The 22619-nt window shown below is 72.1% G+C and carries 20 protein-coding genes; 14 read left to right on the top strand and 6 right to left on the bottom strand.

Annotated elements, in window-relative coordinates; translation table 11 throughout:
* Window positions 1–12 precede the first annotated feature (12 nt).
* The 4 genes from PV410_RS02380 to PV410_RS02365 are packed head-to-tail and all read left to right on the top strand — an operon-like array spanning window position 13 to window position 3008.
* Entirely contained in the window at window positions 13–234 is a 222-nt protein-coding gene (locus tag PV410_RS02380) for a hypothetical protein (protein WP_500321955.1), read from the top strand.
* Entirely contained in the window at window positions 188–589 is a 402-nt protein-coding gene (locus PV410_RS02375; protein WP_500321953.1) for an SDR family oxidoreductase, read from the top strand. The genes PV410_RS02380 and PV410_RS02375 overlap by 47 nt, the downstream gene beginning before the upstream one ends.
* Complete coding sequence (locus PV410_RS02370; protein WP_500321952.1) at window positions 586–2241, top strand: thiamine pyrophosphate-binding protein; 1656 nt, start codon at window positions 586–588, stop codon at window positions 2239–2241. Before PV410_RS02375 ends, PV410_RS02370 begins: the two co-directional genes overlap by 4 nt.
* Window positions 2242–2276: 35 nt before the next feature.
* On the top strand, window positions 2277–3008 hold the full coding sequence (locus tag PV410_RS02365) for an IclR family transcriptional regulator (protein WP_500321950.1): 732 nt from the start codon (window positions 2277–2279) through the stop codon (window positions 3006–3008).
* Between the two features lie 6 nt (window positions 3009–3014).
* Here the strand turns inward: PV410_RS02365 and PV410_RS02360 are convergent, their stop codons facing one another.
* Both PV410_RS02360 and PV410_RS02355 read right to left on the bottom strand, forming a co-directional pair.
* Window positions 3015–3707 carry a response regulator gene (locus tag PV410_RS02360; RefSeq protein ID WP_500321949.1) on the bottom strand — a complete coding sequence of 231 codons (693 nt, stop codon included), beginning with the start codon at window positions 3705–3707 and terminating at the stop codon, window positions 3015–3017.
* Window positions 3704–5332, bottom strand: a complete 1629-nt coding sequence (locus PV410_RS02355; protein ID WP_500321948.1) for an ATP-binding protein — start codon at window positions 5330–5332, stop codon at window positions 3704–3706. The genes PV410_RS02360 and PV410_RS02355 overlap by 4 nt, the downstream gene beginning before the upstream one ends.
* Before the next feature lie 231 nt (window positions 5333–5563).
* Here PV410_RS02355 and PV410_RS02350 point away from each other — a divergent pair, with 231 nt between their 5' ends.
* The 3 genes from PV410_RS02350 to PV410_RS02340 are packed head-to-tail and all read left to right on the top strand — an operon-like array spanning window position 5564 to window position 8333.
* A complete protein-coding gene (locus PV410_RS02350; protein ID WP_499514476.1) occupies window positions 5564–6379 on the top strand; it encodes an ABC transporter ATP-binding protein in 816 nt (271 codons plus the stop codon).
* Window positions 6369–7247: an ABC transporter permease gene (locus tag PV410_RS02345; RefSeq protein ID WP_500321947.1), complete on the top strand. Its 879-nt coding sequence runs from the start codon at window positions 6369–6371 to the stop codon at window positions 7245–7247. Before PV410_RS02350 ends, PV410_RS02345 begins: the two co-directional genes overlap by 11 nt.
* Before the next feature lie 48 nt (window positions 7248–7295).
* Window positions 7296–8333 (top strand): ABC transporter substrate-binding protein, encoded by a 1038-nt coding sequence (locus PV410_RS02340; RefSeq protein ID WP_500321945.1) that lies wholly within the window; start codon window positions 7296–7298, stop codon window positions 8331–8333.
* On the opposite strand, the gene PV410_RS02335 is transcribed toward PV410_RS02340, so the two are convergent.
* The 3 genes from PV410_RS02335 to PV410_RS02325 all read right to left on the bottom strand — a co-directional run bounded on the left by PV410_RS02335 (window position 8300) and on the right by PV410_RS02325 (window position 10422).
* Window positions 8300–9205 carry a ferredoxin family protein gene (locus PV410_RS02335; protein WP_500321943.1) on the bottom strand — a complete coding sequence of 302 codons (906 nt, stop codon included), beginning with the start codon at window positions 9203–9205 and terminating at the stop codon, window positions 8300–8302. The genes PV410_RS02340 and PV410_RS02335 overlap by 34 nt on opposite strands.
* A 159-nt stretch (window positions 9206–9364) precedes the next feature.
* Window positions 9365–9601 (bottom strand): hypothetical protein, encoded by a 237-nt coding sequence (locus PV410_RS02330; RefSeq protein ID WP_500321942.1) that lies wholly within the window; start codon window positions 9599–9601, stop codon window positions 9365–9367.
* Between the two features lie 143 nt (window positions 9602–9744).
* Window positions 9745–10422, bottom strand: coding sequence for a DUF6082 family protein (locus PV410_RS02325; protein ID WP_500321940.1), 678 nt, complete (start codon window positions 10420–10422; stop codon window positions 9745–9747).
* A gap of 338 nt (window positions 10423–10760) precedes the next feature.
* Here PV410_RS02325 and PV410_RS02320 point away from each other — a divergent pair, with 338 nt between their 5' ends.
* The 5 genes from PV410_RS02320 (at window position 10761) to PV410_RS02300 (ending at window position 17087) form a co-directional block, all read left to right on the top strand.
* On the top strand, window positions 10761–11768 hold the full coding sequence (locus PV410_RS02320; protein ID WP_354796787.1) for a LacI family DNA-binding transcriptional regulator: 1008 nt from the start codon (window positions 10761–10763) through the stop codon (window positions 11766–11768).
* Between the two features lie 249 nt (window positions 11769–12017).
* Complete coding sequence (locus PV410_RS02315; RefSeq protein WP_500321939.1) at window positions 12018–13430, top strand: ABC transporter substrate-binding protein; 1413 nt, start codon at window positions 12018–12020, stop codon at window positions 13428–13430.
* Window positions 13431–13467: 37 nt separating this feature from the next.
* Complete coding sequence (locus PV410_RS02310; RefSeq protein WP_500321938.1) at window positions 13468–14442, top strand: carbohydrate ABC transporter permease; 975 nt, start codon at window positions 13468–13470, stop codon at window positions 14440–14442.
* A gap of 15 nt (window positions 14443–14457) precedes the next feature.
* A complete protein-coding gene (locus PV410_RS02305; RefSeq protein ID WP_500321937.1) occupies window positions 14458–15339 on the top strand; it encodes a carbohydrate ABC transporter permease in 882 nt (293 codons plus the stop codon).
* A 98-nt stretch (window positions 15340–15437) separates the two neighbouring features.
* Window positions 15438–17087 (top strand): glycoside hydrolase family 13 protein, encoded by a 1650-nt coding sequence (locus PV410_RS02300; RefSeq protein WP_500321936.1) that lies wholly within the window; start codon window positions 15438–15440, stop codon window positions 17085–17087.
* 69 nt (window positions 17088–17156) lie between these two features.
* On the opposite strand, the gene PV410_RS02295 is transcribed toward PV410_RS02300, so the two are convergent.
* A complete protein-coding gene (locus PV410_RS02295; RefSeq protein ID WP_500321997.1) occupies window positions 17157–19607 on the bottom strand; it encodes a DNA gyrase/topoisomerase IV subunit A in 2451 nt (816 codons plus the stop codon).
* Between the two features lie 206 nt (window positions 19608–19813).
* Between PV410_RS02295 and PV410_RS02290 the strand changes: the two genes are divergently transcribed.
* Both PV410_RS02290 and PV410_RS02285 read left to right on the top strand, forming a co-directional pair.
* Complete coding sequence (locus PV410_RS02290) at window positions 19814–21166, top strand: M16 family metallopeptidase (RefSeq protein ID WP_500321934.1); 1353 nt, start codon at window positions 19814–19816, stop codon at window positions 21164–21166.
* A gap of 17 nt (window positions 21167–21183) precedes the next feature.
* On the top strand, window positions 21184–22554 hold the full coding sequence (locus PV410_RS02285; protein WP_500321996.1) for a M16 family metallopeptidase: 1371 nt from the start codon (window positions 21184–21186) through the stop codon (window positions 22552–22554).
* Window positions 22555–22619 lie beyond the last annotated feature (65 nt).

The following is a 22619-nucleotide window of genomic DNA, read 5'->3' as shown; positions in this document are numbered from 1 at the left end:
GATGGCGGCGGGATGGTCTTCGCCCTCGCCCTGCGCGAGGTCGACCTGCCGGCCGGCGGGGTGTACGCGCTCGGCGTGACCGTCGGCGCGGTCCACATCCGCGACGGCTGGTCCCCCTGGGCGGCGGCCGCAGCGGTGCTGGTGCTGTCGGCGCTGCCCGGGGCGGGCAACGCCCTCGTCGCGACGTATGTGGGGCGGGGCTGCCGACGTTCATCGTCACCCTCGCCTCCGTGATGATCAACTCCAGCGTCGCCGGACTCACCACCGACCCCGGCATCAGCGGCTACGCGGCGGCCAAGCACGCCCAGGCCGGGCTGATGCGCGTCGCGGCAGTGAGTGCGCCGCCCGCGGCATCCGCGTCAACACCATCCACCCGGCCCCCACCGACACCCCGTTCATGCGGCGCATCGAGACCGCCGCCACCGGGCAGCCTTCCGAGCACGCGGCCAGGGCGTTCGACGCGATGATCCCCCGCGGCCGGCACGCGGCACCCGAGGAGATCGCCCGCACCGTGCTCCACCTCGCGGGCGACGACGCGAGCTTCACCACCGGAGCCACCGTCGCGGTCGACGGCGGCATGAGCGTATGAGAGGCGTACCCGCCATGACGACCGCCCTGCGGGCCCTGCTGGAGATCCTCGCCGACGAGGGGGTGGACCGGGTCTTCGGCAACCCGGGCACCACCGAACTCCCCTTCCTCGAGGCGCTGTCCGGGCCCGGCCCTTCGCCCGAGTACGTCCTCGGCGTCCAGGAGGGCTCGGTCGTCGCCATGGCCGACGGCTACGCCCGGGCCACCCGCCGTCCCGCCTTCGCCAGCCTGCACATCGCCGCCGGCACCGCCAACGGCCTGATCGGGATGCTCAACGCCCGGCGCTCCCGCACCCCGCTGGTCGTCATGGCGGGCCAGCAGGACCGGCGCCACCTGCTCCAGGACCCCATGCTCGCCGGGGACCTGGTCGCCCTCGCCTCCGGAGCGGCCAAACGGGCCGAGGAGGTGCACCGCCCCGAGGACCTGCCGTTCGTGCTGCGCCGCGCCTTCGCGCTGGCCCGGCAGCCGCCTCAGGGCCCGGTGTTCGTCTCCGTGCCGATGGACGTCCTCGAGGACGCCGCACCCGTGGAGGTCCCCGCACGCTCCCCCCTCGCGCCGCCCGGCCCGGCCGGCGGGCTCGACCGGGCGGCAGCCCTGCTGGCCGCCGCCGGACGGCCCGCGGTCGTCGCCGGTGACGGGGTCGGCAGGGACGGGGCTGTCGGGGCGCTGGTACGGGTCGCCGAGGCGCTCGGCGCGGTCACCTACCACCAGCCGATGAACGACCACCTGGACTTCCCCGGCTCCCACCCGCTCTACGCCGGACCGCTGCCGCCCGTCAACGCCCGCATCCATGAGCGGTTGAAGGGCCACGACGCGCTGCTCATCGCCGGCTGCCGGGCCTTCACCCCGCACCACTACACTCCCGGCCCGCCCGTCCCCGCGCACCTGACGGTCGTGCAGATCGACACCGACCCCGCCGAACCGGGCCGCAACTTCCCCGTCGCCCTCGGCCTCACCGGGCCGCTGGACTCCTCACTGGCCGCGCTCGCCGGCCACCTGGCCCGCCTGGTCCCCGAGGACACCGCCCGCGAGCGGATACGGGAGGCGGGCGCCCGCCACGCCGAGGCGCGGGACCGGCTCGACCTGCGGGCCCGGTCCGCGGGGCGCCGTGCCCCGGTCGATCCGCTCGCCGCCGCGCACGCCCTGGCCACCGCACTGCCGGAGGAGGCGGTGCTCGTCGAGGAATCGATCACCGTCGGGGTGCACCTGCGCGGTGTGCTGCGCCGGGACCGGCCGGGCGGCTTCGTCCACACGGTCGGCGGGGGCCTCGGCTGGGGCATCGGCGCGGCCGTCGGCCACCGGCTCGGCGCGCCCGGACGCCCGGTGGTGGCCGTGCTGGGGGACGGCTGCGCGATGTTCGGGCTGCAGGGGCTGTGGAGCGCGGCGCACCACCGGGTGCCGGTCCTGTTCGTCGTGATGGCCAACGGCGAGTACCGCACCCTGAAGGACACCCTCGACACCCGTGGTGGCAGCCCCTCCGTCCCGCACCCCGGCCTCGACCTGGGCGAGCTCGACTGGCGGCTGGCCGCACGTTTCTTCGGCATCCCCGCGGTCCGTGCGGACGGGACGGAGGAACTGGCGCGGACGGTCGCGGCGGTGGGCGGGCTCGACGGCCCGCTGCTGGTCGAGGTGCCCTTGCGGGGGCACTCATGAGAGCCGAGGGTGCGACCGTGACGTAGAGCCGGTCGATGCTGGCCCGCGGGACCGCGCTGCTCGGCGCCTTCGCCGCGGGGGAGGACGGGATCGCGCTCGGCGAACTCGCCGCCCGCACCGGCCTGCCCAAGTCGACCGTGCACCGGCTCCTCGCCGAACTGACCGCCGTCGGGCTCGTGGAGCGCGGGACGGACGGCTACCGGCTCGGCCTCGCCCTCTTCGAACTGGGCCAGCGGGTGCCGCACCGGCGGCTGCGCGAGGCGGCGCGGCCGTTCATGGAGGAGCTGTACGAGGCCACCCACGAGAACGTGCTCCTCGCCGTCGTCGACGGCGCCGACGCCGTCTTCCTGGAGAAGCTCACCGGCCGCCGCTCCCTGCGGATCATCTCCCGGGTCGGCGGCCGCCACCCGGCCTACTGCACCGCCACCGGCAAGGCGCTGCTCGCCTACGGGACCCCGCCCGGCCTGGCCGCGGTGCTCGGCGGCGGGCTGCGCCGTCGCACCCCGCGGACCATCGTCGTGCCGCGGCTGCTCCAGCAGGACCTCGTCCGCACCCGGACCCGCGGCTACGCCGTGAACCGGGAGGAGGCCGAGGTCGGCGTCTCCGCCGTCGCCGCCCCCGTCCACGGGCCGCGGCTGGGCCCGCGTCCCTTCCCCGTCGCCGCCGTCTCCGTCACCGGCGCCACGCGGGGGCTGCGGCCGGACCGCGTCGCGCCCGTGGTGTGCGCGGCGGCGCGGGCGCTGAGCCGTGAACTCGCCCGCCGGTGAACCGGGTCAGCCGGTGCGCGACCACGCGTACCGGTGCTCGGGGCGGCCGGTGTCGCCGTACTTGAGGGTGAGGCTGATCCGGCCCTCGCGCTCCAGGAACTTCAGGTAGCGCTGCGCGGTGGAGCGGCTGATGCCCGCGCGTGCCGCGACCTCGTGGGCGGACAGCGGCTGCGCGGCCTCGGTGAGGACCTTGCGCACCAGGTCGGCGGTGGGTGCCGAGTGCCCCTTGGGCAGGTCCGCCGGTGCCGCACCGGCCGTGCGCAGCGCGCCGAAGATGCGGTCCACCTGCTCCTGGCCGGCCTCGCCGCGCCCGCCGACTCCGTCGAGCGTGCGGCGCAGCGCCGCGTAGGCGTCCAGCTTGGCCCGCAGCCCGGCGAAGCTGAACGGCTTGACCAGGTACTGCAGCGCGCCGAAGCGCATCGCCGCCTGCACGGTCGCCACGTCACGGGCGGCCGTCACCATGATCACGTCCGCGCTGTGGCCGAGCTGCCGCATGCGCCGCACCAGGGTGAGGCCGGTCTCGTCCGGCAGGTAGTGGTCGAGCAGGACGAGGTCGACGTGCATGCGCTCCAGCGTCGCCAGCGCCTGGGCAGCGGTGTGGGCGCGGGCAGTCACCCGGAAACCGGGGACCCTGGCGACGTAGGCCGCGTTGATCTCGGCGACGCGGAAGTCGTCGTCCACGACCATGACGTCGATCATCGTGCTTCCCCCGCGGACGCCCCGGAGGCCGCGGACGCGGCCGAGGTGAGTTCCGCGCCGGCCAGCGCCTCCGGCAGGACGACGGTGAAGACCGCGCCGCCGCCCGCGCGGGCGGTCACCCGGGCCATGCCGCCGTACCGTTCGGCGAGCCGCCGCACGAGCGCGAGGCCGAGCCCGCGGCCGCGGTGGGCCGGGGACCGCTTCGTCGTCCAGCCCTCGGCGAAGATCTGCTCACGGGCCTCGGGCGGTACGCCGGGGCCGTCGTCGGACACCCGCAGCACGACCGTCGTGCCCTCGGCGCGCAGCTCCACCTCGACCAGCGAACCCGCCGCGTCCAGGGCGTTGTCGATGAGGTTGCCGAGCACGGTGACCAGGTCCCGCGGGTCCACGACCCGGTCCGGGAGCAGGGTGACGGGGGAGACCGACAGGGCCACGCCCCGCTCCGCGGCGATCGCCGACTTGCCGACCAGCAGGGCGGACACCAGCGGGTCCCTGACCCGTTCCGCGACCTGCTCCGCGGAGGCCCGCTGGGCGTCGGCGACCTCGCCGACGAAGTCCACCGCCTCGTCGTACAGGCCGAGTTCGAGCAGCCCGAGCAGGGTGTGCAGGCGGTTGGCGTGCTCGTGGTCCTGGGCGCGCAGCGCGTCCAGCAGGCCGTGCGTGCTGTCCAGCTCCCGCCCCAGCCGCTCCAGTTCGGTGCGGTCCCGCAGGGTGGCCACCGCCCCGCCGTCCCCGGTCGGCATCCGGTTGGCGACCAGCACCCGCGCCCCGCTGACGGTGAGCAGGTCGGTGCCCGCGACCCGGCCGGCCAGCACGTCGGTCGTCCGCCCGGCGGGCAGCACCTCGTCCAGGGCGCGGCCGGCTGCGTCCGGACCGAGGCCGAGCAGCCGTTGCGCCTCGTCGTTGAGCAGCCGCACCCGTCCCCGGGCGTCCAGGGCGATGACGCCCTCACGGATGCCGTGCAGCATCGCCTCGCGCTCGTCGAGCAGCGCGGAGATGTCGGCGAAGGCGAGCCCATGCGTCCTGCGCTGCAGCCGCCGCGACACCAGCAGCGCCGCGAGTACGCCGACCGCGAGCGCCGCTCCCGCGTACAGCAGCAGCACCGGCACCGTGGCCAGCAGCCGCTCCCGCACGCTGTCGTACCCGATGCCCACCGACACGGCGCCCACGATCCTCCCGCCGGCCCCGTGCAGCGGCACCTTGGCGCGCGCGGAACGCCCGAGGGTGCCCCGGTCGATCTGCATGATCTCGCGCCCCGACAGGGCCACGCTGGGGTCGGTGGAGACGTGCCGGCCGATCTGGGCGACGTCCGTGTGCGACCAGCGCACACCGCGGGTGTCCATGACCACGATGTACAGGGCACCGGTGGCACGGCGGATCCGCTCGGCCTCCTCCTGCACCGGACCGGTGACGCTCGGGCGCGTGGTGACCAGGTCGTGGGCGAGCCCCGGGGTCGCGGCGGTGGTCTGGGCGATCGACAGCGCCTGCCGCATCGCCTGCTGGTCCAGCTGGGAGCTGAGCGGGGCGAGGAACAGCCCGGTGGCCAGGGTGATGACGCCGGTGGTGAGGACCACCTGGACGAGCAGCACCTGGGCGAAGACGCGGCGGGGCCAGCGGATGCGCATCTACGTCACCCCTGTCCTTCCCGGTCTTCCGCGCCCTTGCGGAATTCGCCCGTCCGTTCGCCCGGCTGTGAACGCAACGTAAACGCGGCCGGGGCCCGCTGCCCAGCCCCCGTGGCCCTTTCGTTGTTGTAGCGCGAGCAAAACGAGCAGAACAGGGGGTTGTGGGCACAAGGCGCAGTTGTGACCGCAAGGGTGCCGCCGTGGCCGGGACCACGCCTACCGTCCCGGCGCATGAGCACACAGACCGGCCCCGCCATCGAACTGCGGGGAGCGAGCAAAGCGTTCCGGACCCCGTCCGGGGCCCTCCACACCGCCGTCCGCGACCTGGACCTGACCATCGGCCGCGGGGAGTTCGTGGCCGTCGTGGGCCCGACCGGCTGCGGCAAGTCCACGACCCTGACCCTGGTCAGCGGGCTGGAGGAGCCCACCGAGGGCGAGGTGCTGGTCGCCGGCGAGCCGGTGCGCGGCATCGGCGACAAGGTCGGCTACGTCTTCCAGCAGGACGCCGTCTTCCCCTGGCGGACCGTGCTGTCCAACGTCATGGCCGGCCCCCGCTTCCGCGGCGTGCCCAAGGCCGAGGCGAGGGAGCGGGCCCGTGAGTGGCTCGCCCGCGTCGGCCTGTCCGCCTTCGAGGACCGCTACCCGCACCAGCTGTCCGGCGGCCAGCGCAAGCGCGTCGCGCTCGCCGCCACCTTCGTCAACGACCCCGAGATCCTGCTCATGGACGAGCCCTTCTCCGCGCTCGATGTGCAGACCCGCGCGCTGATGTCCGACGAGCTGCTGGAGCTGTGGTCCGGCACGGGCGCCTCGGTCGTCTTCGTCACCCACGACCTGGAGGAGTCCATCGCGCTCGCCGACAAGGTCGTCGTCATGACCGCCGGGCCGGCCACGGTCAAGGAGGTCTTCGAGATCGACCTGCCGCGCCCGCGCCAGGTCGAGTCCGTGCGGCTGGAGCCGCGGTTCATCGAGATCTACCGGGAGATCTGGGCCTCGCTCGGCGAAGAGGTCCGCATCACCCGCGAGAGGGGTGCGGCCGATGTCGCCTGAGACCGTGGCGGCCCCCTCGGCCGCCGCCACCGTGGACCCCGCGGGCACCGACCGCGCGCGCTCGCGCGCCCGTGCCGCCCGCAACCGGAGTTACCTCGTCCACGGCAGCCGCGTGCTGCTCCTGGTCGCCGTCCTCGGGCTGTGGGAGTGGCTGGCCAGGGCCGGGGCCGTCGACCCCTTCCACTTCTCGATGCCCTCCAGGATCTGGGAGCAGATCCGCACCTGGGCCGTGGACGGTACCGCGCAGGGCACCCTGTGGGAGCAGATCTGGTACACGCTCTACGAGGCCCTGCTCGGCTGGGTCATCGGCGTCGTCGCGGGCGTGGTGCTCGGCATCGCCCTCGGGCGGATCCATTTCCTCGCCGACGTCCTCGGCCCGTACATCAAGGTGCTCAACGCGCTGCCGCGGATCGTGCTCGCGCCGATCTTCCTGATCTGGTTCGGACTCGGCCCGGCCTCCAAGGTGGCCTCCGCCGTCGTCCTGGTCTTCTTCCCGGTGTTCTTCAACGCCTTCCAGGGCGCCCGCGAGGTCGACCGCAACCTGGTCGCCAACTCCCGCATCCTGGGCGCCCGCGACCGTCAGGTCACCTTCCAGGTCGTCATCCCCTCGGCCACCTCGTGGATCTTCACCAGCCTCCACGTGAGCTTCGGCTTCGCCCTCATCGGCGCCATCGTCGGCGAGTACATCGGCGCCACCAAGGGCCTGGGCCTGCTGGTCGCCGCCTCGCAGGGCACCTTCAACTCGGCCGGCGTGTACGCCGCGATGGCGATCCTGGCGGTCGTCGCGCTGCTCGCCGAGGGCCTGCTGACCTTCCTGGAGAAGCGGCTCTTCCGCTGGAAGCCGGGCGAGGCCGGCTCCGCCCGCTGACCCCGCCACCGCCTCCCGCCCACCCCCCTTCACAAGGACGTGAACCAGATGCGCGCAACCCTCAGGGCCGCGGCCGCCGTCGCCGCCTCCGCCGTCGCCCTCACCACGCTCACCGCGTGCGGCGGCGACTCCGCCTCCGCTTCCGGCGGCAAGGGCGACAAGGTCAAGATCATGGTCGGTGGCCTGGACAAGGTCATCTACCTGCCCGCGATGCTCACCGAGCGGCTCGGCTACTTCAAGGCCGAGGGACTGGACGTCGAACTGCTCACCGAGCCGGCCGGCGTACAGGCCGAGACCGCGCTCGTCTCCGGCGACGTGCAGGGCACCGTCGGCTTCTACGACCACACGCTCGACCTGCAGGTGAAGGGCAAGCAGGTGGAGTCCGTGGTGCAGTTCTCGCAGGCGCCCGGCGAGGTGGAGATCGTCTCCAACGCGGCGGCCGGCGACCTCACGGGCCCTGAGGACTTCAAGGGCAGGAAGCTGGGCGTGACCGGCATCGGCTCGTCCACGGACTTCCTCACCAAGTACCTGGCCGTCAGCAACGGCGTGAAGACCAGCGAGTTCACCCCGGTCGCGGTCGGCGCCGGGCAGACCTTCATCTCCGCGATGGAGCAGGGATCGATCCAGGGCGGCATGACCACGGACCCGACCGTGGCCACGATCCTGGACAAGGGGCTCGGCAAGGTGCTCATCGACATGCGCACGCCGGAGGGCTCGCGGCAGGCGCTCGGCGGGCTCTACCCGTCCTCCAGCCTCTACATGCAGACGGAATGGGTCAACAGCCACAAGGAGACGGTGCAGAAGCTCGCCAACGCCTTCGTGAAGACGCTCCGCTGGATGTCGACGCACAGCGCCGCGGAGATCGCCGCGAAGATGCCCGCCGACTACGCGCAGGGCGGCGGGCAGGAGCTCTACGTCAAAGCGATCGAGAGCACGCTGCCGATGTTCACCAAGGACGGCGTGATGCCCGAAGGCGGACCCGAGACGGTGGAACGGGTCCTCAAGGCCTTCAACCCCAACCTGCAGAACGCCCAGGTGGACCTGGGCAAGACCTACACCACGGAGTTCGTCAAGAGCGCCGGCTGAATGCCGCTGATCTCCATCCGCAGCGGCGCCCCCAGGGCCGCCCCGCAGCTCTCGGGCCGGGGCGGCTCCGCCGCGACCGGCGTCACCGCGACGTCCCAGGCCCGGCCGTCGCGGTGCCGCACGCGGGTACCGTGCTCGCCGTCCACGGTCAGCGCCTCGGCGTTCAGCTCGCCGGTCAGCCGCCGCACGGCCAGTTCGGCGGCCTGGCCCGGACGCTCCCACGCGGAGCGTCCGCGGCAGCCCTCCAGCACCATGCCGCCCTCGCGGGCGGCCGCCAGCACCTGCCGGGCCAGCGCGGCGTCGACCCGGCCGTAGGCGTAGCCGTACGGCAGCACCAGCATCGTCGGCGAGAACCGGTGCCCGCCCAGGTGGGTCACCTCCCAGACCTCACCGAGCCCCGAGGCGGCCAGCTCCGCGGCGAGCGGCCGGCCGTTGAGGGCGCAGCAGCGGTCGCGCTTGCCGTTGGTGCAGACGAGGGCGAGCGGGTCGCCCTCGTACGGCATCCCGAAGCCGCGGTGGTCGCCGCGGCCCAGCGCCTCGAAGTCCAGGCCCAGCAGTGCGGCCGGGTCCTCCACGACCGCGTCCCGCACCCAGGAGCCACCCGGCACGGTGTGCGCCACGTACGCCGTGCGCCGCCGCACGTCATGCCGGTCCGCGTGCCGCCCGGGCCGCCGGATCAGCCCGACCCGTACCCCGGTACCGGCCGCGGCCCGCTCCAGCGCCCTGCCCACCCGCGGATCCAGATGGCTCCCGGTCAGCGCCTTGGGACCCCACGGCCCCGGCTGCTCCAGCAGCAGCCAGGTCCGCGCGGTGGCCGCCGTCGCGGCGACGGGCTCCGCCAGCGAGCTGGACGCGGAGGTGCAGGTGCTCATGAAGGTAAGCCTAACCTTCCGCACCACCCCCGGCTCTCCCGCCCCTCCCGTATTACGTCGGGTGCTCGTCGAAGGGGCTCGGGATGGCCCGACACGGCATGGTGCGGCCTCCCCCTCCGAGCAGTTCGCGGGGGAGGCCGACAGTTCGCGAGCGGCGGATTAGAGGTCCGGGATGTCCTGTTTGGCGCGAAGGAGCGTGTCGCGAGTGATCACTACGATCCGCTCGTAGTCCGCCCGGGCCGCGTCGCCCGGAAGTTTGCCGTCCAGGTCAGCTGTGGCATCGGTGCCGATGACTGCAAAGTTGCCATCGGACAACTCGAAGATATCGGGGCATGTCGCGGCGGCGGTGCTTCCGCGTTCGCGAGGTGAGGCCCCGATTCTGCGCACGATCTCCACGCTGATCCATCCCGTTCCGGGAGGTCGCGCCGTTCCGTGAATGGCCCCTTCCCTCCCATGAGGCTTCGAAGATCCTTTCTCTCTAGTGGATCGAGTGCTTCCAGGGTGCAGTTTTGGTGTAGCCGTGACAGAAATTCAGCCGATCAGGGGTACCGACCTCCGCCATTGGCTTCCAGTTCTCTGATGAACGCGTCCACCATCGCCCCGAGCCGCGCTTCGTCGCCGGTGGGGTCTAGGCGTGCCTGACGGAACGGTCGGGACCACGTCCAGTACTCGCGGAACCGGCGGCTCTTCACCAGGTCGCGCAGCACCTGTTGGAACTCGATCGCGGACAGGCTGCCCAGGCGCAACACAAAGAGGTGATGGGTGAAGATCATGTTGGCGTACAACAGTTCTCGGGCCTGATCGGCGGGAACGGTCTCTAACTCCGGCCACACGGAAGCCAACTCCGGGTGCTCAATGCCGATCTTGAGGAGTTCGACGTGCAAGGTGCGCAGCTCCGCCTCGGCGGTGCGGTAGAGCTGGTTGTGCGTGCCACTCAACTCCTTCCGCTGGGCTGCTAGTTCCCGTCGCTGAAGGTGGGCCTTCCGCTGCTGCACACCGAAGGTCACGAGCACCGCCGCCAGCGCCAGTCCGGAGAACGCGGCGTTGGCGGCCATGAAGGTGGGGGCGGCGGAGTCCTGGCCGGGGCCCGAAGGGGAGGCGAGAGTCACCATGAGCTTGCCCAGGGCCACGGCGACGGCGGCCGTGAGCACCAGGACGGCGGTGACCCCGATGACCAGCAGGGCGGCGATTCCGCCCACCTCTCTGGAACGCGCCATGTGACCCCCCGATCGGCGCACGCCCGCCCGTCATGGCGGCGGCAGCCCGAAGAAGCGAAGCTCCGGGCAGGTACGAGCGGCTCTGATCGACTGCCTCGGAGAGGTGAGAAGCACGCAGGGACGTACGGGTCCGGCACCCGCCGTCGAATGAGTGTTACCCACAGGGAACGGTCGTGAAGCGCGCTATTCAGGACAGGTGGGCGCTGTATTGGCCCAGGTTGAGGGTGAGGCGACGCTTCGGTCCCTCCTGCCACGGCGGCACCCCCGGGTGCCGGGCGTCCCAACGGTCTTGCGCATGAGCGCAAACCACTTGCACGCCATGTCGTATGCTTGCGCTCATGACGCGACGGCTTGCCGAAGTAGCGAAGAAGGTCGGGGTCAGTGAGGCCACCGTCAGCCGTGTGCTGAACGGGAAGCCGGGGGTGTCGGAGGGCACCCGGCAGGCGGTGCTCACGGCGCTGGACGTGCTGGGGTACGAGCGGCCGACGCAGTTGCGGGGGAACCGGGCCCGGCTGGTCGGGCTGGTGCTGCCGGAGCTGCAGAACCCGATCTTCCCGGCCTTCGCCGACATCGTGGGGGCGGCCCTCGCCCAGCAGGGCCTGACGCCGGTGCTGTGCACGCAGACCGCGGGCGGGGTGTCGGAGGCGGACTACGTCTCGCTCCTGCTGCAGCAGCACGTCTCCGGCGTGGTCTTCGCCGGCGGTCTGTACGCGCAGGCGGACGCGCCGCACGACCACTACCGCCTGCTGGCCGAGCGGAACCTGCCGGTGGTGCTGATCAACGCCGCGATAGAGGACCTCGGTTTCCCGCGGGTGTCGTGCGACGACGCGGTCGCCGTGGAGCAGGCCTGGCGGCACCTGTCCTCGCTGGGCCACGAGCGGATCGGCCTGCTGCTCGGGCCCACCGACCACATGCCGTCGCGGCGCAAGCTGACCGCGGCGCGGGCCGCGGCCGCCGCGGGCGGCGGGTCGCTGCCCGACGAGCACGTCGGGCGGGCGATGTTCACGCTGGAGGGCGGCCAGGCCGCGGCCGCCAAGCTCTGGGAGCGCGGGGTCACCGGGATCATCTGCGCCAACGACCCGATGGCGCTGGGCGCGGTGCGGGCGGCGCGCCGGCTGGGGCTGTCCGTGCCCGGCGACGTCTCCGTGGTCGGTTACGACGACTCGGCGTTCATGACCTGCACCGACCCGCCGCTGACCACGGTGCGGCAGCCCATCGAGGCGATGGGCCGCACCGCCGTCGAGCTGCTCGCACTGAAGATCGCGGGCAAGCAGGTGGCCTCCGACGAGCTGCTGTACGAGCCCGAGCTGGTCGTCCGCGGGACGACGGGGCCCGTGCGCGGCTGAGCGGCCGCGCGCCCCCGCGGACCGGGCGGTTCCGACGTCGTCGGAACCGCCCGGTCCGCGTTTGCGGCCTCGGGGTTCCCGCTCCGTTCCCGGTGTTCGCGTGCTTCGTTGCCGAGCTGCGCAAGGCCGTCAATCTTTTGCGAAATCTGCGCGAGATCTTGCGGACACCTGTTTGTGGTGCTTGAGTGTGCGACGCCCCCGCTGCGTGTGGTCGGGGGCTTCCACGCTCATGCCCGAAGGGGACCACCGATGAGAAGCTCCTGGTTCCGCCCCGCTCGCCGTGCCTCCGCGGCCACGCTCGTCTCCGTGATGGCCCTGGCCGTCCTCACCGCCTGCGGCACCAGCAGCAGTGCGGACAACGACAACGACGCGGGCGGCGGTTCGTCCGACCCCACCGCCCCGCTGGACCCGAAGGCCAAGGTCACGCTGACCATCGACTGCATGCCGCCGGCCGCGAAGAAGGCGGAGCTCAAGGAGTGGAAGGAGGACGTCGCCGCCTTCAACAAGAAGTACCCGAACGTGACGATCGACGGTAAGTCGACGCCCGGCCAGTGCGAGGAGCCGGCCCGCTTCACGGCCGCGCTGAAGGCCAAGTCCCAGCCGGACGTGTTCTACACGTACTTCACCGACCTGCAGCAGGTGCTCGACAACGACGGCGCCGCGGACATCTCCGCGTACGTCACCGACAAGACCGTCCCGGCCCTGAACGACATCGACCCCAACGTGCTGAACGTCCTGAAGAAGGACGGCAAGCTCTACGGCCTGCCCACCAGCAACTACACCATGGGCCTGCTGATCAACCGCAAGCTCTTCCAGCAGGCCGGCCTCGACCCCAACAAGCCGCCCACCACCTGGGAGGACGTGCGCACCGCGGCCAAGGCGATCGCCGGCCTCGGCAAGGGCATCGCCGGGTACGGCGACTACAGCGCCCAGAACACCGGCGGCTGGCACTTCACGGCCACGATGTACGGCCTGGGCGGCGACGTCGTCTCCGCGGACGGCACCAAGGCGGGGTTCAACACCGACCTCGGCAAGCAGGTGGTGCAGAACCTGCACGACATGCGCTGGACCGACAACAGCATGGGCCAGACGCAGCTGCTCAAGTGGGGCGACCTGCAGAAGCAGATGGCCACCGACAAGCTCGGCATGTTCCTGGCCGCGCCGGACGACATCACGTACATGGTCCAGCAGCTCGGCGCCGACTACGCCAACTTCGGCATGGGCCCGATCCCCGGCGGCAAGGCCACCCTCTTCGGCGGCAACGACTACATGATCAAGAAGGGCAGCTCGCCCGACAAGATCAAGGCCGCCATCGCCTGGCTGAACTTCAAGACGCTCAGCGTCGGCAAGGGCCAGTTCGAGTACGCGCGCTCCAAGGCGGACGGCCTGCCCGTCGGTCTGCCCCAGCCGGCCTTCTTCATCGGTGCCAGCAAGACCAAGGACGACCAGCTGAAGACCGAGAGCGCCACGATGCCGGTGGAGAACTTCCGCGCCTTCATGGACAACCCGATCCCCGGCAAGGCCGAGCCGCCGAAGGCCCAGGAGATCTACAAGGTCCTGGACAACGTGATGTCCGGTGTCCTCACCAACAAGAGTGCGGACCCCGCCAAGCTGCTGTCCACCGCGGAGACCCAGGTCAACCAGGTCCTCGCCAACCAGTAGCCCAGGCCCCCTCGGCACCCGGCACCCAGGAGCGACGATGTCGGCCCCCAGCGCCCCCACCCTGCCCACCAGCACTCCCGCGAAGAGCCGGTCGCGCCGTACGGTGCGCCGCCCCGCCCCGGACGGCCGCCGTCCGGGGCGGGCCGGCCGCGCCCTGCGCCGCAACCTCACCGCGCACGGCTTCCTGATCGGCGCCGTGCTCTGCTTCGGGTTCTTCTCCTGGTACCCGATGGTCAGGGAGGTCCTGCTGGCCTTCCAGAAGACCGAGGACGGGGCCACCACCTGGGCCGGCTGGTCGAACCTGAACTACGTCTTCCACGACCCCGCGTTCTGGCAGGCCTGGCGCAACACCCTGCTCTTCACCGCCCTGGCGCTGCTGCTCGGCTTCGCGGTGCCGTTCGTCATCGCCCTGCTGCTCAACGAACTACGGCACGCGCGGGGCTACCTGAGACTGCTGGTGTACCTGCCGGTGATGCTGCCGCCGGTGGCCTCGGTGCTGCTCTTCAAGAACTTCTACAACCCCGAGTACGGCCTGTTCAACCGCATCTTCGAGGTGCTGCACCTGCCCCAGCAGCAGTGGCTGCAGTCCACCAGCACCTCGATGCTGTCGGTGGTCATCGCCTCCACGTGGATGAACATGGGCGGCGCCACCCTGATCTACCTGGCCGCGCTCCAGGGCATCCCCGGCGAGCTCTACGAGGCCGCCGAGCTCGACGGCGCCGGGCTCCTGCGCAAGATCTGGCACGTGACGATCCCGCAGACCCGGCTGATCCTGTCGCTGATGCTGCTCATGCAGATCATCGCCACGATGCAGGTCTTCACCGAGCCGTTCCTGCTGACCGGCGGCGCCGGCCCGGAGGGCTCCACCACCACCGTCGTCTACCTGATCTACCAGTACGCCTTCAGCTTCAACAACTACGGCAGCGCCGCGGCGCTCGGCCTGGTCCTGCTCGTACTGCTGGCGGTCTTCTCCGCCGGGTACGTGCGGCTCAGCCGCGCCACGGACGAGTAGGGCGGGGAACCACCGATGAGCAGCAGCACCCGAACGCTGATATCACCGACGCAGCTGGCCAGCCGCCGCGGCAGGATCGTCTACCGGACCGTCCTCGCCCTGGTACTGGTCGCCTTCACGCTGGTCTTCCTCGGCCCGCTGTACTGGATGGCCTCCAACGGCCTGAAGTCCACCCAGGAGTTCGCGCAGATCCCGCCCACCGCCTTCCCGCAGGCCCTGCACCCCGAGAACTACAAGAGCGCCTGGGACGTGATGGACCTGTCCCACCTGCTGCTCAACACCCTCTGGTACGCCTTCGGGGCACTCGCCTTCCAGCTCGTGTTCGACGTGGCGGCCGCCTACTCGCTGTCCAAGCTCCGTCCGGTGCTGGGCAACGTGATCCTCGGGATGATGCTCGCCACGCTGATGATCCCGGCCACCGTCCTGGTCGTACCGCAGTACCTGACCGTGCTGGACGTGCCGATCTTCCAGCGCAACCTGCTCAACTCGCCCTGGGTGATCTGGCTGCCGTCGGTCACCAACGCCTTCAACATCTTCCTGCTGAAGCGGTTCTTCGACTCGGTGCCGCAGGAACTGCTGGACGCCTCCGCCATCGACGGGGCCTCCCAGCTGCGCACCCTGTGGTCGGTCGTCCTGCCGATCTCCCGCCCGATCCTCGGAGTGGTCTCCATCTTCGCGATCGTCGGGGTCTGGAAGGACTTCCTCTGGCCGATGCTCACCCTGCCCGACCCGACGAAGCAGACGCTCAACGTCGGCATCTACTCGCTCGCCAGCGGGGTGCCGGAGAACTGGCTGGTCGCGGCCATCGCGATGGCCTCGGTGCCCACCCTGCTGATCTTCCTGATCTTCCAGCGCAACATCATGAGCGGCCTCACCGCCGGCGGCCTCAAGGGCTGAGGCCCGGCCCCGACGGCCTCCGGCCGCACCCGTCCAGCACCACGCCGCCCGCCACAGGGCGGGCGGCGCGGTCCCAGCTGCCCGAAAGGACCAGTCACGTGGCAGACACCCACCCGGCCGAGGCCACCGACGCGTGGTGGCGCGGCGCCGCCATCTACCAGGTGTACGCACGCAGCTTCGCCGACGGAGACGGGGACGGCACCGGCGACCTCGCCGGGGTGCGGTCCAGACTGCCGTACCTGGCCGCGCTGGGTGTGGACGCGCTCTGGTTCAACCCCTGGTACCCCTCGCCGATGGCCGACGGCGGCTACGACGTCGCCGACTACCGGGCCATCGACCCGGCCTTCGGGACCCTGGCAGACGCCGAGAAGCTGATCGCCGAGGCACGCGCCCTGGGCATCCGCACCATCATCGACATCGTCCCCAACCACATCTCCGACCAGCACGTCTGGTTCCAGGCGGCCCTCGAGGCCGGGCCCGGCAGCGCCGAGCGCAAGCTGTTCCACTTCCGCACCGGCCGTGGCGAGGACGGCGAGCTGCCGCCCAACGGCTGGCGTTCGCAGTTCGGCGGCTCAGCCTGGACCCGGCTCCCGGACGGCGACTGGTACCTGCACCTGTTCGCCCCGGAGCAGCCCGACCTCAACTGGGCCCACCCCGCGGTGCGAAGGGAGCACGAGGACGTCCTGCGCTTCTGGTTCGAGCGCGGCGTGGCCGGGGTGCGCATCGACTCGGCGGCCATGGTCGCCAAGGACCCGGACCTGCCCGACTTCGTGGAGGGCACCGACCCGCACCCCTACATCGACCGCGACGAGCTGCACGACATCTACCGTTCCTGGCGCAGCGTCGCCGACCCCTACGACGGCGTGCTGATCGGCGAGGTGTGGCTGCCGGACACCGAGCGCTTCGCCCGCTACCTGCGTCCCGACGAGCTGCACACCGCCTTCAACTTCGACTTCCTCGCCTGCCCGTGGGACGCCGGCCGGCTGCGCGCCTCCGTCGACGCGACGCTCGCCGCGCACGCTCCGGTCGGTGCCCCCGCGACCTGGGTGCTGGCCAACCACGACGTGACGCGTACGGTCACCCGGTACGGCCGCGCCGACACGGGCTTCGACTTCAAGACCAAGGCCCACGGCATCCCCACGGACCTGGAGCTCGGCACCCGGCGCGCCCGCGCCGCCGCCCTGCTGACCCTGGCCCTGCCCGGCTCGGTCTACCTGTACCAGGGTGAGGAACTGGGGCTGCCCGAGGTCGAGGACATCCCGGCCGAACTGCTGCAGGACCCGATGTACTTCCGCTCCGGCGGCACCGACCCGGGCCGTGACGGCTGCCGGGTGCCGCTGCCCTGGTCGGGGGACGCGCCGCCGTACGGCTTCGGGGGCGAGCACCCCTGGCTGCCGCAGCCGGCGGACTGGGCGCGCTACACCGCCGAGGTGCAGGAGACGGACCCCGGTTCCCTGCTGAGCCTGTACCGGACGGCGCTGGAGCTCCGCCGCGCGGAACCCGGCCTCGGCGAGGGCCCGATGGACTGGCTCGACGGTCCCGGCGACGTGCTCGCCTTCCGCCGTGCGGGCGGGTTCGCCTGCGTGGTCAACCTGTCCGCGGACCCCGCCGCGCTCCCCGCGCACCGGCAGCTCCTGCTGGCCAGCGGACCGCTCGCCGAGGACGGCCGGCTGCCCCGGGACACCTGCGTGTGGCTGCGCCTGGACGACCCGGCCGGACCCGGCGGGGCGCAGGCGTACGCGTCCTGACACCGCGTACGCCGAGGGGCGCGGCACCCGTACCGGGTGCCGCGCCCCTCATCGCTGTGGACGTGCCGGTCACACCGGGCCGGCGACCACCGAGACCCGCTTGGTGAGGGCCACGCCCGAGCCGTCCCGGCGCGGGTCCTTGGGCGGGAGGTCGGCCGGCGCGCCCGTGGAGGTGGCGGCACGGGCCGGGGTGCAGCCGGCCCAGGCGAGGAGCAGCATGTCCTCGCCCTTCAGGAAGCGCTGGCAGCGCACGCCGCCGGTCGCCCTTCCCTTGCGCGGGAACTGGTCGAACGGCGTGAGCTTGGCCGTGCCCTCCTCGGCGCCTGCGAGCGTCTCCCGGGCCCCGGCGAGGGTGAAGACCACGGCGTCGGCCGAGGGGTCGACGGCGGTGAAGGAGATCACCTTCGCGCCGTCCGTCAGCTTGATGCCGGCCATGCCGCCCGCCGGGCGGCCCTGCGGACGGACCTGGCCCGCCGGGTAGCGCAGCAACTGTGCGTCGTCGGTGATGAAGACCAGGTCCTCCTCGCCGGTGCGCAGTTCGACCGCACCCACGATGCGGTCGCCCTCCTTGAGCGCGATGACCTCCAGGTCGTCCTTGTTCGCCGGGTAGTCCGGCACGACGCGTTTGACCACGCCCTGCTCGGTGCCGAGCGCCAGACCCGGCGAGGACTCGTCGAGCGTGGTGAGGCAGAGCACCTGCTCGTCCGGTTCCAGCGACAGGAACTCCGCGAGCGGCGCCCCGCCCGCCAGGTTCGGCGCACCGGAGGTCTCCGGCAGGATCGGCAGGTCGATCACGGCGATCCGCAGCAGGCGCCCGGTGGAGGTGACCATCCCGATGTCGGCCCGCGCCGTCGTCGGGATCGCCGAGACGATCACGTCGTGCTTGACGCGCTTGCCGTCGCCCGGGGCCAGGGCCTCGCCGTTCGCCGTACGGGCCAGCAGCCCGGTGGAGGAGAGCAGCACGCGGCACGGGTCGTCGGCGACCTCCAGCGGCACGGCCGCGACGGGGGCCGCGCCCGGCTCCATCAGCAGGGTGCGGCGCTCGGTGGCGTACTTCTTGGCGACCGCCGCCAGCTCGGCGCCGACCAGCTTGCGCAGCTCGGCGTCGGACTCCAGGATCCGGGTGAGCTCCTCGATCTCGGCGGTCAGCCTGTCCCGCTCGGACTCCAGTTCAATCCGGTCGAAGCGGGTCAGCCGGCGCAGCGGGGTGTCGAGGATGTACTGGGTCTGGATCTCCGACAGCGCGAAGCGCTCGATGAGGCGCTCCTTGGCCTGGGCGGCGTTGTCGCTGGAGCGGATGATCGAGATGACCTCGTCGATGTCGACCAGGGCGACCAGCAGGCCCTCCACCAGGTGGAGGCGGTCCCGGCGCTTGCCGCGGCGGAACTCGCTGCGCCGCCGGACGACCTCGAAGCGGTGGTCGAGGTAGACCTCCAGCAGTTCCTTCAGGCCCAGCGTGAGCGGCTGGCCGTCGACCAGCGCCACGTTGTTGATGCCGAAGGACTCCTCCATGGGGGTCAGCTTGTACAGCTGCTCCAGGACGGCCTCGGGGTGGAAGCCGTTCTTCACCTCGATGACCAGCCGCAGTCCGTGCTCGCGGTCGGTGAGGTCCTTGACGTCCGCGACGCCCTGCAGCTTCTTCGAGCCGACCAGGTCCTTGATCTTGGAGATGACCTTCTCCGGGCCGACCGCGAACGGCAGCTCGGTCACCACCAGGCCCTTGCGGCGGGCCGTCACGTCCTCGACGGCCACCGTGGCGCGGATCTTGAACGTGCCGCGGCCGGTCTCGTACGCGTCCCGGACGCCGTCCAGGCCCACGATCCGGCCGCCGGTCGGCAGGTCCGGGCCGGGGACGTACCGCATCAGCGTCTCGAGGTCCGCGTTCGGGTAGCGGATCAGGTGGCGGGCGGCCGCGATGACCTCGCCCAGGTTGTGCGGCGGCATGTTGGTCGCCATGCCGACCGCGATGCCCGAGGCGCCGTTGACCAGCAGGTTCGGGTAGGCGGCGGGCAGGGCCACCGGCTCCTGCTCCTGGCCGTCGTAGTTCGGCGTGAAGTCGACGGTGTCCTCGTCGATCGACTCGACCATCAGCATCGCGGCGGGCGTCGTGCGGCACTCCGTGTACCGCATCGCGGCCGGCGGGTCGTCGTTGCCGAGCGAGCCGAAGTTGCCGTGGCCGTCGACCAGCGGCACGCGCATCGAGAACGGCTGGGCCATGCGCACCAGCGCGTCGTAGATCGAGGAGTCGCCGTGCGGGTGGAGCTTGCCCATCACCTCGCCGACGACGCGGGCGCACTTCACGAAGCCGCGCTCGGGGCGCAGCCCCATCTCGTTCATCTGGTAGACGATCCGCCGGTGCACCGGCTTGAGCCCGTCGCGGGCGTCCGGGAGGGCGCGCGAGTAGATGACCGAGTAGGCGTACTCGAGGAAGGACCCCTGCATCTCGTCGACGACGTCGATGTCGAGGATGCGCTCCTCGAAATCGTCCGGCGGCGGGGTCTTCGTGGTGCGGCGGGCCATCAGGGCGCTGCTCCTTCGGCTGGACCTCATCGGATAAGGACACGGGACTGTCGCGGACCATTGTGGACCGCCCCACCGACAGCCCGGACCACCCCCCCGCCTCATACGTGGCGGTGACGGGAACTTCGCGGGCCGTTTGTCCGCTGCCTAGAGTGGCAGGTCTCAGCACAAAACAACGAGTACGCGACCGGAAGGACAGCTTGCCCATGGGTCACACGGCCACGCCGGAGGCAGAATCCGGCGGCCTCACCGCGACCGAGCACCGCCTGGCCAACGGCCTGCGCGTCGTGCTCTCCGAGGACCACCTCACCCCGGTCGCCGCGGTCTGCCTCTGGTACGACGTCGGTTCCCGCCACGAGGTGAAGGGCCGTACCGGACTCGCCCACCTCTTCGAGCACTTGATGTTCCAGGGTTCGGCGAACGTCAAGGGCAACGGCCACTTCGAACTGGTCCAGTCCGCCGGCGGCTCCCTCAACGGCACCACCAGCTTCGAGCGCACCAACTACTTCGAGACCATGCCGGCCCACCAGTTGGAGCTCGCGCTCTGGCTCGAGGCCGACCGCATGGGCAGCCTGCTGTCCGCACTGGACCTGCAGAGCCTGGACAACCAGCGTGACGTGGTCAAGAACGAGCGCCGCCAGCGGTACGACAACGTCCCCTACGGCACCGCCTTCGAGCGGCTGACCGCGATGGCGTACCCGGACGGCCACCCGTACCACCACACCCCCATCGGCTCGATGGCGGACCTGGACGCCGCCTCCCTGGAGGACGCGCGCGCCTTCTTCCGGACCTACTACGCTCCGAACAACGCCGTCCTCGCGGTCGTCGGGGACATCGACCCGGAGCAGACGCTGGCCTGGATCGAGAAGTACTTCGGCACCATCCCGTCCCACGACGGCAAGCCGGCGCCCCGTGACGGTTCACTCCCCGGGGTGATCGGCGGGGAGCTCCGCGAGGTCGTCGAGGAGGACGTCCCCTCGCGCGCCCTGATGGCCGCCTACCGGCTGCCGCACGACGGCACCCGCGAGTCCGACGCCGCGGACCTGGCGCTGACCGTCCTCGGCGGCGGTGAGTCCTCCCGGCTGCACAACCGCCTGGTGCGCCGGGACCGCAGCGCCGTCGCGGCCGGGTTCGGCCTGCTGAGGCTGGCCGGGGCGCCGTCGCTCGGCTGGCTCGACGTGAAGACGTCCAGCGGCGTCGAGGTGCCCACCATCGAGGCCGCCGTCGACGAGGAACTGGCCCGCTTCGCCGAGGAGGGCCCGACCCCGGAGGAGATGGAGCGGGCGCAGGCCCAGCTCGAGCGCGAGTGGCTGGACCGGCTCGCCACGGTCGGCGGCCGTGCCGACGAACTGTGCCGGTACGCCGTGCTGTTCGGCGACCCGCAGCTCGCGCTGACCGCCGTCAAGCGCATCCTGGACATCACCGCGGACGAGGTGCGCGCCGTCGCCGCGGCCACCCTGCGGCCCGACAACCGCGCCGTGCTGGTCTACGAGCCCACGGGTTCGCCGGACGCGTCCGGCGAGGACTCCGACGAGGACGAGGAGGGCGCGGACCAGTGACCGACGTCCACACCACCATGACGTTCCACCCGCAGCCACGGCCGGGACAGCCCAAGCCCTGGGACTTCCCGGCCCCCGAGCGGTCCACGCTGCCCAACGGGCTGACGGTGCTGCGCAGCCGGCGCCCCGGCCAGAAGGTCGTCGCCGTCGAGGTGCTGCTCACGGCGCCGCTCGACGCCGAGCCCGAGGGCCTGGACGGCGTCGCCACGATCATGGCCCGGGCCCTGTCCGAGGGCACCGACAAGCACACCGCCGAGGAGTTCGCCGCCGAGCTGGAGCGCTGCGGGGCCACCCTCGACGCGCACGCCGATCACCCCGGCGTGCGGGTCTCCCTGGAGGTCCCCGCCTCCCGTCTCGACAAGGCCCTCGGCCTGCTCGCCGACGCGCTGCGCGCCCCGGCGTTCCCGGACGGCGAGGTCGAGCGGCTGGTGCGCAACCGCCTCGACGAGATCCCGCACGAGCTGGCCAACCCCGCGCGGCGCGCCGCCATGGCGCTGTCCAAGGAGCTGTTCGCCGCCGACCTGCGCTGCTCCCGGCCGCGCCAGGGCACCGAGGAGACGGTCGCGCGCATCGACGCCTCCGCCGTCCGTGCCTTCTACGACACGCACGTACGGCCGTCCACCTCGACGGCCGTCGTGGTCGGCGACTTCACCGGGATCGACCTGGAGGCGCTGCTCGAGAGCACGCTGGGGGAGTGGAGCGGCAAGCCCGCCGAGCGCCGCCCGCTGCCCGCGATCACCGCGGACGACACCGCGCGCGTCGTGATCGTCGACCGGCCCGGGTCCGTCCAGACCCAGGTGCTCATCGGCCGCGCCGGCGCGGACCGCCACGATCCCGTGTGGGCCGCCCAGGTGCTCGGCACGTACTGCCTCGGCGGCACGCTGACCTCGCGCCTGGACCGCGTCCTGCGCGAGGAGAAGGGTTACACCTACGGCGTGCGGGCCTTCGGCCAGGTGCTGCTGTCCACGCCCGAGGGCACCGGCGTCTCCCTGCTCGGCATCAGCGGGTCCGTGGCGACCGACGTCACCGCGCCCGCGCTGGCCGACACCTGGCAGGTGCTGCGCACCCTGGCGGCGGAGGGGCTCACCGACGAGGAGCGCGACGCCGCCGTGCAGAACCTGGTGGGCGTCGCGCCGCTGCGCTACGAGACCGCCTCGGCGGTGGCCGGGACCTTCGCCGACCAGGTCGAGCAGTCCCTGCCGGACGACTTCCAGGCCCGGCTCTACGAGCGGCTGGCCGTCACCGGCACGGTGGAGGCGACGGCCGCGGCCGTCAACGCCTTCCCCCTGGACCGGCTCGTGGTCGTCCTCGTCGGCGACGCCTCCGTCATCGCGGACCCGATCCGCGAGCTGGGCATCGGCCCGGTCGAGGTCGTCACGGGCGGCTGACCGGTAGCTCCGCACCGCGGCCCCGGATGCCCTTGCGGCACCCGGGGCCGCGGTGCGCGGGGCTA

This window comes from Streptomyces sp. PA03-5A, assembly GCF_033792725.1.
Classification (GTDB): Bacteria; Actinomycetota; Actinomycetes; order Streptomycetales; family Streptomycetaceae; genus Actinacidiphila.
Note: the sequence above shows the minus strand (reverse complement) of the source record. Positions and strands in the feature narration are given on the sequence as shown.